At 45.0% G+C, this 16,573-nt stretch carries 14 protein-coding genes; 8 read left to right on the forward strand and 6 right to left on the reverse strand.

The features are described 5' to 3' along the window. Positions 1-17 precede the first annotated feature (17 nt). The 7 genes from H6F77_RS02560 (at position 18) to H6F77_RS02590 (ending at position 6,360) form a co-directional block, all read left to right on the forward strand. Entirely contained in the window at positions 18-1,259 is a 1,242-nt protein-coding gene (locus H6F77_RS02560; protein WP_190485056.1) for a P-aminobenzoate N-oxygenase AurF, read from the forward strand. Continuing rightward, positions 1,256-1,549: a 2Fe-2S iron-sulfur cluster binding domain-containing protein gene (locus H6F77_RS02565; RefSeq protein ID WP_190485058.1), complete on the forward strand. Its 294-nt coding sequence runs from the start codon at positions 1,256-1,258 to the stop codon at positions 1,547-1,549. Before H6F77_RS02560 ends, H6F77_RS02565 begins: the two co-directional genes overlap by 4 nt. A gap of 101 nt (positions 1,550-1,650) precedes the next feature. Beyond that, a complete protein-coding gene (locus H6F77_RS02570) occupies positions 1,651-2,727 on the forward strand; it encodes an aromatic ring-hydroxylating dioxygenase subunit alpha (RefSeq protein WP_199321142.1) in 1,077 nt (358 codons plus the stop codon). 84 nt (positions 2,728-2,811) lie between these two features. Continuing rightward, entirely contained in the window at positions 2,812-3,543 is a 732-nt protein-coding gene (locus H6F77_RS02575) for a sterol desaturase family protein (protein ID WP_190485059.1), read from the forward strand. Positions 3,544-3,569: 26 nt separating this feature from the next. After that, positions 3,570-4,256: an acyl transferase gene (locus H6F77_RS02580; RefSeq protein ID WP_309228787.1), complete on the forward strand. Its 687-nt coding sequence runs from the start codon at positions 3,570-3,572 to the stop codon at positions 4,254-4,256. Positions 4,257-4,285: 29 nt separating this feature from the next. Beyond that, positions 4,286-5,839, forward strand: a complete 1,554-nt coding sequence (locus H6F77_RS02585) for a GH3 family acyl-acid amido synthetase (protein WP_199321143.1) — start codon at positions 4,286-4,288, stop codon at positions 5,837-5,839. Between the two features lie 131 nt (positions 5,840-5,970). After that, positions 5,971-6,360: a signal peptidase I gene (locus H6F77_RS02590; RefSeq protein WP_190485061.1), complete on the forward strand. Its 390-nt coding sequence runs from the start codon at positions 5,971-5,973 to the stop codon at positions 6,358-6,360. Here the strand turns inward: H6F77_RS02590 and galK are convergent, their stop codons facing one another. After that, positions 6,361-7,431: a galactokinase gene (gene galK, locus H6F77_RS02595; protein WP_375335913.1), complete on the reverse strand. Its 1,071-nt coding sequence runs from the start codon at positions 7,429-7,431 to the stop codon at positions 6,361-6,363. It abuts the gene before it with no gap. A 403-nt stretch (positions 7,432-7,834) separates the two neighbouring features. Here galK and H6F77_RS02600 point away from each other — a divergent pair, with 403 nt between their 5' ends. After that, complete coding sequence (locus H6F77_RS02600; protein ID WP_190485063.1) at positions 7,835-8,053, forward strand: hypothetical protein; 219 nt, start codon at positions 7,835-7,837, stop codon at positions 8,051-8,053. A gap of 52 nt (positions 8,054-8,105) precedes the next feature. Here the strand turns inward: H6F77_RS02600 and H6F77_RS02605 are convergent, their stop codons facing one another. From H6F77_RS02605 to H6F77_RS02625, 5 genes are all read right to left on the reverse strand, one after another. Then, positions 8,106-9,416 (reverse strand): glycosyltransferase, encoded by a 1,311-nt coding sequence (locus H6F77_RS02605; RefSeq protein ID WP_190485065.1) that lies wholly within the window; start codon positions 9,414-9,416, stop codon positions 8,106-8,108. 457 nt (positions 9,417-9,873) lie between these two features. Continuing rightward, positions 9,874-10,947, reverse strand: a complete 1,074-nt coding sequence (locus tag H6F77_RS02610) for a DUF6745 domain-containing protein (protein ID WP_190485067.1) — start codon at positions 10,945-10,947, stop codon at positions 9,874-9,876. A gap of 173 nt (positions 10,948-11,120) precedes the next feature. Next, positions 11,121-12,221 (reverse strand): M24 family metallopeptidase, encoded by a 1,101-nt coding sequence (locus H6F77_RS02615; RefSeq protein ID WP_190485069.1) that lies wholly within the window; start codon positions 12,219-12,221, stop codon positions 11,121-11,123. Between the two features lie 249 nt (positions 12,222-12,470). Next, positions 12,471-13,571, reverse strand: a complete 1,101-nt coding sequence (gene galT, locus H6F77_RS02620; protein WP_190485112.1) for a galactose-1-phosphate uridylyltransferase — start codon at positions 13,569-13,571, stop codon at positions 12,471-12,473. A 615-nt stretch (positions 13,572-14,186) separates the two neighbouring features. Continuing rightward, the gene (locus H6F77_RS02625) at positions 14,187-16,094 is read right to left on the reverse strand and encodes a glycoside hydrolase family 2 protein (RefSeq protein ID WP_190485071.1); all 1,908 of its coding nucleotides are present in this window, start codon (positions 16,092-16,094) and stop codon (positions 14,187-14,189) included. Positions 16,095-16,573 lie beyond the last annotated feature (479 nt).

Raw genomic sequence — 16,573 nt, forward strand, 5'->3', positions numbered from 1 at the left:
TATTCGCAATTAGCAAAATGAACGAGAAAAGCAACACACTTTTAGAAAATCAGAAAGTTTATCGCAAGCTTCAGATCAACCACACGCGCAACAAGCAGCAGGATCATACTCAATTGCTGGATGAAGCGGCGGCGTCTTTCCGATATGAAGATTGTAAGGACGAATATTGGAATCCAGAAGAATTTTCTTTATTCTATGGAACTCCTTTATGGGAGCAGGCTAGTCCAAGCCAGAAAGTAGTATTAAACCAGCTATATTGGGTAGCTTACTACTCGCAAATCGTCTCCGCAGAGATTGCCACAATCTACTTTAATCAAACTAGCGCCGCCGGACTTTATGCCCAAGAAGACTTTCGTTTAGTCTGCGATACTCTAGACTTAGAATCTGCTCAGGAACGCGCACACATCAGCGCTTTTAGAACAGTCTCTACTCAGGTAGAATCAGCCTTGTTTGGCAAGCGTGTATTCAGCTATCCTATGCGCGGGCCGTTTGCAGAAACAATGATTTTTGCTGACACCAACGCTTTGAAGACGTGGTGGAAAAAAGTCCAGCTTCAGTGCTTTGGAATGCTATCAGCCGGAAACACATTCTTAGCTTGCCAATATTTTACGGTGCGGGGAGTGCGGACTCTAAACGGAAAGTTAGTTCAGCACAAACTGAGCAATTACTACCAGAAACATCCAGACCAGGAAAACGCGCCTATACCAGCAAAAATTTCTTTTTATCACTTCATGGATGAGAGCTTTCACTTTAACAGCTCTACGATTCTTTCCCATGATGTGGTTAAGTGTCTCAAGCCGCCGACACCTTTTGAGAAGTTAGTAGCTAACTTGGGTTTACGCGGTTGTCAGAGAGATCATTATCACTTTTCCGCTGCTATAAACGGCATATTTTGGTACGATGCGGCGCTGTATTCTGCGATTTACGAAGTGCTGCGATCGCCAGTTTTTGGCATGAGCGATCGCGATGCTAAAGAAATGATGCGCCTGTGTTTTACCCAAGAATCTGATGGGCTGCACCGCAGCTATCAAACTCATCAAGAAGCAATGGAGTCTTACAAAATTTATCTCGAAAAAGTTGACTACGCTTGGCAGAGTAATAAGGAAATGTCTATTATGGCTGCCAATTCTATCCCTAAGTATCTAGCAACTCAAAAAAAGGCTTTCTCCTCTATAGGGAATAGAGAATGGAGGGTAAGAACTGGGGAAAAATCTTCCCAATTCGCAATCCCCAATTCGCAATCCCCGCTCCCTTTATGAATATGCAAAGCTGCAAAGTTGACTTTCTAGGAACAGATTACCAAACTCTTACGCTGGAGAAACACTCCAATCTTTCTGAGTATTTGACGGTGCAAAATTCTCCGGTGCTTTTCGGATGTCGCACCGGAATTTGCGGAACTTGTCTTGTAGTTATCGATGGCGATATTCCACCTCCAAGCGAAGAAGAAAAAGAGCTTTTAGAGACTTTAGCACCAGAAAACTCTAGAGCAAGGTTAGCGTGTCAGCTAGATCTTACAAGCGATATTAAAATTGCTCCTTTTGCAGAGTAGTTGTATCGGTAAAAAGATACCGTTAAAGTGGCTCAACTTTGGGGTAAAGCGGTATTTTTTAATTCCTAAGTTTCACTAGCGAATTTACTTGGTATTAACCATTGAATACACTATCAATTTCTACTCCAGCATCGATAATTAGTAAAAGAGGAACGGTTAAGTTTGAGGACTTTTGGTATGTCGTAGCACTAAGCGAACAACTCCAAGGTAATACTGTGTTAGAACGCACAATTCTTGGAGAATGGCTGGCGGTGTTTCGGGGAGATGATGGTAAGCCTGTGGCGTTGCGCGATCGCTGCATGCATAGAAACAGCCGTCTCTCTAAAGGTAAAATCTGTCAGGGAAAAATTCAGTGTCCCTATCACGGCTGGGTTTATGACAAAAATGGCAAAGTTGTAGCTGTCCCCGCTGAGGGAAAAGACTTCAAAGTTCTCGATTCTCGCAGAGCCAAAACATACGATACAAAAGAGCAGGATGGATATGTTTATGTAAGGCTAGCAAACAACCCAAGCGAACAATTTGAGCCTTTCCCAATGCCTTATTATGGCAAACCTGGCTGGGAGACAGTTCGAGTTATTAACCGCTTCCGAAACAACGTGACTAACTGTGCGGAGAACTTCATTGATATCCCCCACACAGCCTCAGTTCACCCAGGTGTATTTCGCAAGCCTCGCCAACAGCAACTCGAAATGGCTGTAGAGAGACGAAACGGTTCTGTTTTCGTAGAATATCGCAATGAAACTAGCAACCTTGGCTGGTACACGCGCTTTTTAAATCCGAAAGGTTACGAGATTCGGCACACGGATAGCTTTCATATGCCGAACATCACAAGCGTCGAGTACGATATGGCTGCAAAAAGGAGATTTTTTATTACCAGCCAATCAATACCCGAAACTGAGGATTCAACTTTAGTTTATACGGACGTTACTTTCAACTACGGAATTTGGAATAAAATCGCCCGTCCTTTTGTGCGCTGGACGGCTCAACACATTATCAGTCAGGATGTGGCAATTCTTGGTATCCAGCAAGACGTAATCGATAAATACGGCAATCAGATTGCCAACACGCCAGCCGACACAATTCACGTCTTTGTTGAGTCTATCCGGAACAAGATTGAAGCTGGAGAAGATCCTAGAACGCTTTCAGATAAATCAGTCGAAGTAACTTTCTGGGTGTAATAGGGTTTTGGATTAGCAACTATTAGATAGTAAAAAATTATTTCAGCAACCAAGCTACTTTTCCCCAAAGGGGTGTAATTAACTATGGGCGTTTTCGCTGCATTCGTAGTTTTGATGGCGCTGACGGCTTCCAATGAGCGCAGGTTATCCGCTCTCCGAGGAAGAAGCTACGAGGATTGGGTTTTGGATTGTATTGGCCTATTTTTTCAGGGAATTGTTATCCCAATACTTCAAATTACAGCGGTCTATCAGTTATACCGCTATCTCTTACCCAGCTTTAGCGGATGTTTGTCCGTTCACCCTATAGCAGCCGTTTTTCTCAGCTTCGTTTTTGTAGATTACGTTTACTATTGGAACCATCGCTTGCTTCACAGTCGGTGGTTTTGGCCTGTCCATATGGTTCATCATACCAGTACAGAAATGAACGTACTTTCTACCTCTAGGAATACTTTGTGGACAAGCTTCCTAATCGTCTACTTGTGGGTTCATGCTCTGTTTATTTATCTACTACAAGAGCCAACTTGGTACATTGCAGGTGTAAGCCTAACTTGCGCTTTAGACTTGTGGCGTCACAGCGCGATCGCCCCGAAGCCAAAATCATTACTTTATCGCTTGCTATCGGTCTTGCTAATCTTACCCCAAGATCATGCATGGCATCATGCTACTGCAAGCGATCGCGCTAACTATGGAGCAAATTTTAAGTTTTGGGATAAGCTTCACGGAACTTATTATCACTGCGAAAATCCACCTGATTCTTTAGGAGTTAAAACAGACCTCACCTTAATAGAAAAGTTAGTCTGGCCCTTGGGATTTTAGATTTTATATTGAGGATATAAAAAGCAGTGAACGAAGAAATAATAGACGCAGCCCCAACAACGCCAATAGACAAAGCTGAAGAGTCAAAGGCTAATCCCATAACTTTTTTAAGCATTATCCTTTCCTGCTTTCCCGCCTTAGTTATTTTGATGGCGATCGCGTCATTTTTATGGATTTGTTTTTCCCCAGGAATCTTCAGCGTTTTGGCGTTTTTATCTACCATTTATATATTTCCCTTACTTGTATATCGAGTCCATAATGCTGTTTATCCACTAAAAGAAGGGGTTAGCTATTTAGGCGGAAAAGGCTATTCGCCTTGGTGGGGAAGCCACCAAATTCAAGTTATATATATAGCGTTCCCTACACTAGAAGTATTGCTTCGCCTTATCCCCGGAGCTTTTTCATTGTGGCTGAGACTTTGGGGATCTAAAGTTGGTAAAAACGTCTACTGGACGCCGCAGTTTGAAATTGCCGATCGCGGTTTAATCGAAATAGGCGATCGCGTGGTTTTCGGGCACGGAGTCGGTATTTATCCGCACATTATAAAACCCAGAAAAGAAAACTTAATGCTGTATGTAAAGAAAGTAAAAATCGGCAGTAACGTCTTCTTAGGAGCATGGAACCACATTGGCCCCGGAGTCTCAATTGAAGAGGGAACATACCTTCCTGTCTTCACCCACATCTATCCCAATAAAAAATTTTCTCAAACTTAGTAAATTATCAATCCAAAATCTAAAATACTATGATGTCTCCTCTTGTAAAAATATTCGGCAACCTTCTTGCACCTTATGTCTGGAAATTCCATAACGCACTGCAAAATCCGCAAGCAGCGCAGCAATCTGTTCAGCAAGAAATTTTTAGTCATCTCGCCGCTAGTGAGTACGGCAAATCTTTAAATATCAGGTCGTTCGCCGATTGGAATCGCATCCCCATTGTTGACTACGACGACATGAAAGAATGGCTCGATAAACAGCAAAAAAGTAATGCTTCCATCCTCACTCCAGAACCAATTCTGTTATACGAGAAAACCTCTGGTAGTCGCGGGCCAGCTAAGTTAATTCCGTATACTAAATCTCTTAAAAATAGCTTTAACCAGATGTTCTGCATTTGGGCGCACGATTTGATTATGCATGGCCCAAGTTTCTCGACGGGCAAAATATACTTTTGCATCTCCCCCCAGCTTGACAACTCTCCTAAAAATGAGCAAGGAATTACCGTAGGAATGAGAGATGACTCAGAATATCTCGATGGCTGGTTGAGGTCGTTTCTGAGTCCGTTTCTAGTTGCTCCGGCGGGATTGCATCGCCTTAAAAATGCTGAAGAATTTAAGGAAAAACTTTCACAAGCTCTCCTAATAGAAGAAAATCTGGAAGTTATCTCGATCTGGAGTCCGAGTTTCTTAAAAGTTATCCTCGACTACATCCAAACTAACCGAATGCGGCTGCGTGAAAAACTTAAAAATAAAATATCAGCTAAACGTTATAGGCTGCTATTAGAGCCAAACATCGAGTGGATGCAAATTTGGCCAGAACTAAAATTAATCTCCTGCTGGGATAGCGCCAACGCTGCGGATGGTGCGGGTTTTCTGCGATCGCTCTTTCCCCATGTCCTCATCCAAGGAAAAGGACTCCTCGCTACTGAAGCGCCAATGACGATTCCTTTAATTGAAGCGAAGGGATGCGTTCCCCTAGTTGATGAAGTGTTCTTTGAATTTGAGGATAATGAGGGCAAAATACACCGCCTCCACGAGATTAAACCGGGAAATATTTATGAGATTATTATTTCTCAAAAGGGAGGTTTATACCGTTACCGCATGGGCGATCGCGTGCGCGTCAGCCATTTCTACAAAGCTACGCCTTGTCTGGAGTTTATCGGAAGAACTCAAGAAACTAGCGATCTTGTCGGCGAGAAGCTTTATTCTGATTTCGTGCGCGATGTTATTGAAGATTTAGCGCTAGAAGGGACTTTTTTTAAAAGCTTGGTTCCCGCAACTAAACCGAAAGAACATTACATCCTTTTGCTCGATAGTGCGAAGGAATCTCCCGATGCGATCGCTCAACGCTTAGACAATGCTTTAATGCGATCGCACCACTATCGCCATGCTAGACTATTAGGCCAATTGTCCCCGGCGCGGGTGCTGGTGTCGCCGCAAATACCTGAGATTGCGATCGCCTACAAAACGCAATCTGGAATGAAGTGGGGAGACATGAAACACCCAATTCTTATCACCAAACCGCTTACAGAAGAACTCCTCAACAAACTAGAGAAAGTCTCCCAAGAGAAATCTATTTGTTGATAACATAGCAGAGACGCTGATTTATCGCGTCTCTACAACTAACATTAATCTTTTGTTTATAAACATTTGGATTTGGTAAACTACCTACTGGCATGGATGTTTAAATCCAAAATCTAAAATGGTATAAGCCAATGCAACCTAATGTAGTATTTGGAAATGCACCTCTTGAAGGTGCAAATCGTGGTGGTTGGTTCATGGGGCACTTTATCACCCCTAGCGATGACCCTCGTTCGCTCTCAAACCTAGAAGTAAAATGGGGCGTCCACAAAGCAGGAGAAGGTAGAACCCAGTGGGCAACAAACGTCGAAGCAACTACACTTTCAATACTCGTTAAAGGGCGATTTCGATTGCAATTTCCAGAGCAAGAAATCGTATTATCTAGTGAAGGCGACTACGTTCTTTGGTTGCCTGGAGTGCCCCATTATTGGAGTGCTGAGGAAGATTCTACCATTCTCACTGTTAGATGGCCCTCGAAGTCAGGAGATAGCGTAGCAACTCCCACTCAGGGCGAGCAAAGTTAGCTAACTTGCGTCTGGAACCAATATGGTTCCGCTGTAACCTGCACTGTTGTAGCGTGCAAGTACGTCAGCGGCGATCGCTTTCGCCTTCCCCGCCTCAACCAAAGCCACGCACGCACCCCCAAAACCAGCACCAGTAAGCCTTGCACCAAAAACTCCCGGCGTTTCTTGCAACATCGCCACGAGGGTATCCAGTCCTAGAACGGAAACTTCGTAATCGTCGCGCAAGCTGGCGTGAGAAGCGTTCATCAATTCCCCAAACCGCTGTGCTGACACTCCTTGCAGAACCTCCAGCACCCGGTTATCCTCGGTGACGACGTGACGAGCGCGACGCCGCTGGGGTTCGGGTAAATTTTCCACTGCTTGAGGATCTGTGATATCTCTGAGGGCTTTAACCCCCAGCAATCGCGCCGCTTCTTCGCACTCAGCGCGACGCTGGTTGTATCCGCTAGTCGCCAACGTGCGCGGTATGCCACTATCGATCACCAAAACTTCTGCACCAGCAGGGAAAGGGATAACTTGGCGTTCGAGCGATCGCGTGTCTAAAAACAGCATAGAATCCGTGTCAGCCAAGCTCGAAGCCATCTGATCCATAATGCCGCAGTTGACGCCAGCATATTGAATTTCCGCCTGTTGTGCTAGTTCGGCGATGCGGACATCATCGAGATCGAGATTGAGGAGCGATCGCACTCCCCTGAGCGTTGCAACTTCCAAAGCCGCACTGCTAGACAAACCCGAACCCATCGGTACCGACGAACTTACGTGCAGATTCAGCGGCGGTATTGCTTTTCCTTCCTGCTGCAAAAGCCTGATACACCCCAATATATAGCTGGCGAATCCTGGCGGAGTGTGTTCGTTGTCTGAAATGCTTACCCGTTCGTCGAGTTCTTGCGAATAGAAGTGGTGCTGTCCATCCTTGCTGAAACCCAAATTTACCGTTGTCCGTTGTGGAATCGCTGTTGGTAACACGAATCCATCATTGTAGTCGGTGTGTTCGCCTAGCAAATTCACCCGTCCTGGTGCGCTGGCTTGCGTTTCAGGTGTTTTACCAAATATCTGCTGGAAGTCCATCATAATTTATTACGAGCTAGCGTTACATTGACATTTTTTCGTATTTTATTAACGAAAAAGTTTTAAAATTAATTTGTTTGTGGCTGGCTATCCCTAACTGAATTAACTATGATAGTTATATAAAATTATAGGCTTGATTAACATCATATTATGCATCATTTTGTTAACCTTGCCCTCAACCAGCCATAGTTATTCTTTCAATATTTAATCTATTTCCACACCTTTAACTATTTAAAAATAACTATTGTATTGTTTATCACAGCACTGCTTAACGATACATCCTACCGGAGATAGACCTAAAAATAAGCTTGATTAGCTCGTAGAAAGAGCAAATAATAAGTAGAGCTTCTATAAAATAAATGGCACAATCGGAAAGCTTTTAAGGAAACAAAGAGGGCTAGTAACTATGCTTAATATAGGTGATTACGTCCTAAGTCAAAAAACAGGCCACATCGGCAAAGTTATCGGCTACGGCCATCAAATACTTGAGAACACTTACACTTCAACACTCAAAGTGTTAGTCGATCGTACCCCAGATTTTAGTAAGAAAGCTGTTGTGGAGGAAGACGTATATTCGGCATGGACAGCTTGGCAGGGAGCTAATAATTCCAACCTCATGAGTTAACTGCCATGACTAGGATTAACTAAAGTTGAGAACCTACTCCCTGCCAAAATCATTAGGTAGAATAGGCAACCCGTCTAGATACAACTGGCGTTAATCCCGACAGGACTGGATGCCCGGATTTGACAACCTGCTCAACAATATCGGCAGCTCTTTTTACTCCACCTGATTGACGGATAGATTCCTTCAACCTTAAGGCATTATTTAAGTAAGAATCCTCCGTTAGCACCCGTTGAATTGCTGCTTGCAGCTCGGTCGCGTTCAGGCTAGCTAAAGGAAGCACTTCCCCAGTCCCTGTCCACTTAATTCGCGCTCCCGTTCCTGGCTGTTCGTATGTAATTGGAATGGCAACCATAGGAACCCCTTGACTCAGCGAATCTAGTACCGTGTTGAGTCCTCCGTGAGTGATGGTTAACCTAGCTTTGGAAAGCAGTTCTAGTTGAGGGGCATATTTTACAACTAAGGGAGAACCGGGCAGTCCTTGCACCGCTTCTACATCCATCCCGCCCCCAAGAGTGATAACCAGTTGCACATCCAGCCCCTGACAGGCTGCGGCGATGTAGTGATAAATATCCTCTTTAGTATTTTGCACAGTTCCAAGCGAAGCATAGATCAGCGGTTGTCCGGTCAAGCGTTCGTAGGGAAAAGAAATTTTTCGCGGCGATGCATTGCGAAAAGGGCCAACGTAATGGAAGTGCTTTGGTAGGTTGGTGCAGGGGAAATCAAAAGCAGCAGGTTGCTGGCTAATTTGGGCAAGTCGAGAACGCGATGCATACAACTTGCGAACCGCTGGCAACTTCCACTGTTTACGATACTGATTGAGAGCTTGCAGAAGCGGTTGGCTATTGCGATCTAATAGGTAATAAGCAGCCTGATTGCGAAGACGCGCCCACAACTTATTCTCGTAGTTCCAAAGAGTAAAGAACGGAGGAATTTCTGCTTTGCGGTGGATCGCTTGGGCACAGGATACGGTTACAAAAGGCATACCCAAGTATTCGCCTACTGTTTCGCTTGCTGGTTCTAGCTGATCTGCCAGCAGTGCTTCAATTCCCGCTTCTGCAATTGCACGGGGAGCATCTTTGCACATCGTAGCTGTGAAACGTTGGCACAAGTCTACTGAATAACGTAGGGATTCTATACCGCTTAATTTACCTAATTCTGTGAAGCTTTCGGCAAGTTCGCCCGGTCGATAAGCAGACTTTCCAATAGGCCAAAAGTTTAGTCCTTCAGAGAGTACTGCTGTTTCTAAATCGGGTATTTGCAGGAAGGTGATGCGATGACCGCGCCGTTGCAGCTCTCGTCCCAAGGCTGCCATAGGATGAATATGACCAGCAAAAGGTGGGCAAATTACACCAAAGTGTGTCATGGCTTATATAGATCTTTTAACGATGTTTGGGTTTTAGGGGAGTGCTATACATTCAGAAGATAAACTCCAAAAAGCGCTCGCTGGAAAATTTACTTCAAGATCGCGAAGTTAACTTCTGAGACTAATAGCTAAAAGCTAAACTCACTAATTCAAGCACAAAAGATTATAAAAAAACTTGCTTTATGGGATGTACAATCCCACGACAAGTTTTTTATTGGGTGATAATAGCTAACTTTATTGCTAAGATTTAATCTATACTTCTAGCTAAAGAATAGTCTTACTGTTAAAGCAATTTGTTATTTTAAATACAAAGGATGCTAGTATATATCAAATACCGATAAGCGCAGAGTCATTAAACTATAATATAATAAAAAAATGCTTATAATAGTTGGGTTTCGTTACTCAACTCAACCTACGTGGCTTTTATATTTTTAGCCCTAATGTATATGAATTTGGTTCAGGTTTGAATGGCAAACTCTTCCGGATCAATTCCCCAATTCACCCAACGAATAGCCTCCCGTGCCGATTCAATATCAGGTGGCACGCGCAAGGCGTGAATGAATCCGGTGCTTGGGCAAGTCATCTTTAATAAATATATTGGCTCGACATCAACATTATTATCTATTTTTAATAAAGTATATTCTTGATACGAATCTAACTCTATTGCTCCTAATTCCTGGGCGATGCGTTCGTAGCCAATTCCTTGAATTAGCACTCGCCGCAGTTCGGCGTTATCTTCTTCTAAAAGCCATTGGGGTTGCCACTGATTCGGGTGGAGTTTCCCATATTTTTCAGGTAGTGTCACGCCATGATAGGCGTAGAGACTGTATCCATCGGCAAACTGTATTGCTGGTGCGCCTTCCGCGTGGAGACGATATTCGTTATCGAAGGAGAGAATGCGGGGGCGATCGCACACGAAGCAAATCTTTTCAAAGGTGAAAATCCAGCCACTATGTTTGACTAGCTGCTGATATATTTTCCATTTTTCTATATCTGCTTGGTAACTAAGGGCAGAAACACAAAATTCATATAAACTAGCCAAACCAGTCCAGTCTTCTGGTAGGACTAAGGGTTCAGCCGCGTAGTAATCCCTATACTCAAATTGAGTTTCTAATTGGCTTTCTAGTATTTTATTTATGCCCATCTCTAAATAACTCATCAATTCTTGATATTCTTGATCTTGCAGTATGCTTTTCACTTGAATATAAAGGTTACTTTCATACCATAGGTCACACCACATCCGATCCTTCAGCCCGCTACCTAATCCACTCTCTATTTGCTCCCCCATTCTTGTTTCCCATCCACCTATCGGTATATTTTCCCAATAGCTAAAAGCCGAATAAGGGCTATCACAAAAAATAATTTTAGGCTCTTCTTCGCCTATCATTTCATAAGCATTTTTTACCGCTTCAGCAGCTTTTTCTCTATCAATCGGTTCAGTAGAAAGCGCAATCTTTCTCCACTTTTCACGATAAACTGGAATTAAAGCTTCTTGCTCTGGAGTCAGCTTTTCAATCTTTTCGTGTGACATATTGCCCCGCGTTGCTGAATATACCTTTGGCAGAAAATCCCCTAGCGATTATAAATCGCGGCTACACAAACAAAGTCCGCCTGCGCGGACTTAAGAAAAATTGGTATTTTTAACCCTTTGTCAAGCAGGTTTTGTCTGTATAGCCGCGAATGGAATTCGCTAGGACATTTCCATTATCCAACTTCCAAAGGTACGGGTCGCAACCTTCCCTCTACCTCTACGCTAGGCCAATTTGGATCTAAAGTCATATTTTCCAACTTTCCATCATTAGCAAGAACAAAAGTATCTTCAATCTTTGCCCCTGGTAAACTTGGATTCCAAGCAACAGCCATATTCTCCGCCAGAGTGTCATTAGTTGTGGGATTGGCTACAACTTCTCGCGCCATATATCCCGTAGTTCCACCCTGATGATGTTCGCGGATTGCATTAGGAAAACCGTGCTTTTGATAAGCATTAGCTAACGTGTCATAAACTGCATTAAGGGCTACCCCAGGTTTTAAAGAATTCAGCGCTTCCGCTTCAATTTCCCGGACATGGTGGTGCAATTTAGCACGTTCATCGGAAAGCGAACCGAATGATACAAATCGGGTAAGATTCGCATACAAACCATGTGCCCTAGCGCAAAATACCAGCATCGCTTGCTGTCCAATTTTTTCCCCGCTAGCCGTAGCGTGACGGTAAAGCGGCAAACGCCTATCGCCTGCTACTAGCGTCAGGGCTGGATGTATGCCCCTCGCCCACAAAGCCTCTGCACCCGCGCCCGCAAGCTGATATTCTGTCCAATCAGGCTTGGCAGCTTTTAGCACCTCTGTCATCGCTTCGCTAGCCTTACGCCCAAGTTGACGATATCGCTCTAGCTCGCTTGGCGTCATGGTTAGTTTATGTTGTTGTAGAGACGCGGGTAATCGCTTCTCTACATGAGGGATGGGGCGATCGCTCAAAATTTTCCCACCATTAGTAGCTTCTCGCACAAAAGATTCGCGATTTTCCGCATCTGCCCAAGGATTGACGTAAAACTGGAAATTTGCCGGAATTTCCTCATCTTTAAAACGTTGCGCTTCTATTTCATCTGTCAATATCCAAGCATTTTCTAAAGTTACCAGAACCTCTGCAACTCCAGTTTCAGCCGTCAGCAAAACTGTATTTGAACCCCCAGCAGTCGCCCAAGCAAACCAATCTGTACCGCGCAATCGCAAACCCTGGGCGTCATTTTCACTGAGCGCTTTCCGGATTAATTCTATTTTGGATGAAACTTCTTCACTTAATTGATTCATAGCATTTATTGATTCTGCTGTTACATTTTTACTCGCCCCTAGTCCATCTTAAAAAGGGGGATTAATTTCAAGCCATCTTTAAAAGAGGGGTTTATCTAAAGCCGTCCTTAACTAAAGAAAAATCTAAAGATTCCCTTAGCTAGAAGAGGAATCTTAAGCCTCCCTTAAACAGGGATAAATTTAAAGCCATTTTTAACTAGGGGAAAAATCTAACGCCCCCCTTTTTAAGGGGGGTTGGGGGGATCGTCTTCACAAACGCACTGGCGTTTCCAGGGTTACAGCTACAGCCTGTAAATCCTTAGCCTTTTCCTCTGGCAAAGCATCATTAGCAAACATCCCCGCAGCAAGTTCAGTACCCGCCAGATACTTCAGCCTATCTTTAGTACGATAGGGGGGAAAAAACTCGGCGTGCAGGTGTGCTTCTGGGTGCGGATTCCCATCAGTAGGCGCTTGAAACCAAGCCATCAAATAAGGAAAGGGACGATTCCACAAACCATCATATTTAAGAGTGACAGTCTTTAGAGCTTTAGCAAGTGCGCTACGCTGTTTTTCAGTAAGATCCATGAACGTCGCGACTGGCTGAATTGGGGCAACCCAGACTTCATAAGGATAACGGGCGCAAACAGGAACGAATGCGATCGCGTCATCATCCAAATAAATCAGCCGCTGCTTATCCTCAATCTCCTTTTGTATCAAATCTTGCAGCAAACCCCGCTGATGCTCCTGATAATAAGCTTGCTGTTGCGCCAACATTTTTGCTGGAACGGGAGGCACAAACGGATAAGAATAAATTTGTCCGTGAGGATGAGACAAAGTTACTCCCATTTCCACACCCCGATTCTCGAACGGCAGCACATACTGAATGTGTGGATTTTCTCCAATGACGCGAGTTCTATCAGCCCAAACTTGCAACACCAATTCCAGATGATCCAGTTCCAGAGAACCCAATGAAGTCTCCGGATCTTGAGTAAAAACTACTACCTCACAAGTACCGTTTGCCGGAACAGTTTCCACAATGCTGGCAGGCGGATCGTGAGATGTCAAAACCATAGATGGGAAGCGGTTATCGAAAACCGCCATATCATACCGACCTTGGGGTATTTCTGTCGGAAAATCAGGATCTTTGGTGGGTGCTAGCGGGTTATATTCCGGCGGCGGCATAAAAGTCCGCCCCTGTCGGTGACTGGCATAAGCAATCCATTCTCCGCGCAACGGATGCCAGCGCAAGTGTGGATTTGCCTGAACTGGCTCGTTACTTGGACTGGGGGCAATGATGCCCTCCTCTATGGGATATCTGCTGTATAGCGTAAGTTTGCGACCATCCGGCTTTAAGAGTTGCTGGGAGTACATCTTCACTCTGGCTATGTCCGGCTGAAACTCTTGGGAGTATAGCTTTGTACTGATTTTCTTTGCCTCTACCGAGAGTTGCAAATGCTGTAGAGTTTTTAGGACATTGCTACAAAATGAAAACCGCAGATAAACTGAGTTTATCTGCGGGTATAACCTTTGAGAAATTTATGACTCTACCTAAAGTGCGACTAGATTTAAGGCTTTATCTGACTTTTGCCTAGTAGTTGCTCAATTTAGTGTCTTTGGTGTTGCCAATTTTTGGCTAAAGGCTGGTAAATTTTGCGCTCGCCCTCTTGGTAAATTACCCTTATCGGTTTACTCCGTTAGCACTTTTCTAAAGGCAAAAGCCATTCTTTCAAAGCGCTGCACCAACTGTTGACTAAAAATATAGATATCGTCATCCCAACCATCAGCGATTACATCCAAGTGTTTTCTCGAAGGCAACGGATGGGCGGAACATTCAAAGCAATCCATAAACAAGTCTAAAAGACGCGATCGCGGATTCCATCTCTTGCCAGCAGTTTACTCCATTACAAGTGTTGCCCTTATTAGTAGGTAGACTAGGCCACCTACTAATAATTGGCTGGGGGTGGCGGCGTTGAAGAAAAAGAGCTATTACTGGGCACACTGGTGGGCTGGCTGTCCATGATCCGATTGCGACCATGTTGCGTCAACACATCCTTCTATTAGATCTTCCTCATCATCACCCCAGCCCATAGTCGCCGCTTTGATTGCCTCAATTGGGAATTTAGGAGTGCGATCGCCATACAACAAACCGTTAGCTTCCTGGAAAGTATCCGTCAACTGGGTGTAACAAAAACCGCTGAACAGTTCAACTTTGTTAACCACATTCAGAAGCGCAGTGTATCGTATTTGCAGTTCCGATAAATTCTCAGAGCGCACGTATCCCCAAGCTTTGCGATCTTCGCGACCAGCATAGGCAATCCCCCCAAATTCAGTAAGCATGATCGGCTGTCCTTGATGGGGATGACCGTCAAGCGTCAGAACCCGCCCGCCCGGACGCTGGCGATCGAAGAGATCTGCTAGCTTGACTTCAGGCCCATAGCGCTTTGCTAACCGTCTGGGCTTGTTATCGTAGTCGTGGATGGCGAGGATGTCTGTTGCGGCACTTTCCCAACCGTCGTTCCCGATTACTGGGCGAGTCGGATCTAAGGTTTTCGTTAGGTGATATAGCGCTTGGACGCAGTGTTGGTGTGCTTGCGTTGCTGTCAGGTCGGGAACTCCCCAAGATTCATTAAAGGGAACCCACACCACAATGCAAGGGTGGCTGGAATCGCGCTCGATTACCTCTGTCCACTCTTTGGTAATGCGTTCTACTGCTTTGGGAGTAAAGCGATAAGGGCTGGGCATTTCTTCCCAAACCATCAGACCGAGTACATCTGCCCAGTATAGGAACCGGGGGTCTTCGATCTTCTGGTGCTTGCGGACTCCGTTGAAGCCCATAGCTTTGGCTAGTTCGACATCGCGCCGCAATGCTTCATCGGAAGGCGCGGTCATCAGAGTTTCGGGCCAGTAACCTTGGTCTAGAACTAGGCGCAGATAGTAAGGGCGACCGTTGAGCATGAAGCGATCGCGCTGTATTGCCACAGTCCGCATCGCTGTATAGGATTTAACTTCATCCACTAGCTCGCCATCTGACCACAACTGAATTTCAGCATCGATCAAAGTTGGCTTCTCAGGACTCCACAGCAATTCGTTGCGGTAGTCGTCAATACCAGGGTCAGATAGGGCGATGCGTCGGTGAATCTCACCGTTGATCACTTCGTAGGTGTCGTTCACAAGCAGATTACAGCCAACTGTCAATCTGACCTTGATTTGCATACCATCGCGTTTCGCACCCTCGACGAAAGCCTCAAACCCAATCTCCCAGCGCTCGAAGTGTGGAGTCCAGCGTAGACGATGTATATAAGTAGTAGGAACCACCTCAGCCCAAACCGTTTGCCAGATACCGCTGGTGCGCGGATACCAAATGCTATGGGGTTCAAGCTGCCAATCTTGCTTACCGCGAGGTTTAGCCAAGTCTTGGGGGTCGTCTTGTGCCCAAAGTGTCACCCTCTGCGACCCGGTTTTATTCAAATTAGGTGTAATATCAATACTGAACGGGGTATGTCCACCCTCGTGGTCAGCCATAAATTCGCCATTGACCCACACCTTAGCGCGATAATCTACAGCTCCGAAGTGTAACAGCACTCGACCCTGATCTACAGGCACGTCAAATTCACGCTCGTACCAGCAGTTGGGGTGAAAGCCAGTGTCGCCAATGCCGCTTTTTGCGGACTCGGGCGCGAAGGGAACTTGAATAGTATGAGTCCAAGATGAAACATCTTGCGGTCGAACCATTTGACCATCGTCATCAAATGTAAACTTCCACGGGCCGTTCAGAGAAATCCAGTGTTGGCGCTGCAACTGCGGACGCGGATAAGCCAAATCAAAAATAGCCTCAGAATCGGCTCCGGGGGGCTTGATGTAGCAATTTTCTAGCAACTTGCCTAAAGAGTTCATACAGACATCTACCAAAGGTTATATATCTAGCGTACCCACAAGTACACCCGCTTGAACTCTTTTTCGGGATTTATTGAAAACTTTTTTTCAAGCCTTGCACAGTATGGGTTTGAGCGATTTGATGCCAATTAAGCGGTGCTGGCGGGTTGTAGATAAGTGAAAATACTGAGTTATCGCCTTGGCTCAGATACCTAACTAGGTTTTCAAGCCCCGCTGCTGCAACTGCCTGGATAAATTTTTCTAGCGGCGATTTAAAAACCCTGTAACCGTTGTAGTGGCTCGGTATCGCGGTAAGCCGGGAAACGCTCTGCCTCACCCTGACACCTAGCTCGCCATCGGCCAAAAGCTTTGGTTGGCTGCCAAGTGCAGCAAAGCAAAGTATATATATATAGTAACGTTAATGTCTTTCAGTGGCTGGTTAATTAACTTATTGCCAGTAATGTAGAACTGAACGCTCGTTTTAACCTCTGAAACTATAG

Source organism: Microcoleus sp. FACHB-831, assembly GCF_014695585.1.
Classification (GTDB): domain Bacteria; phylum Cyanobacteriota; class Cyanobacteriia; order Cyanobacteriales; family FACHB-T130; genus FACHB-831.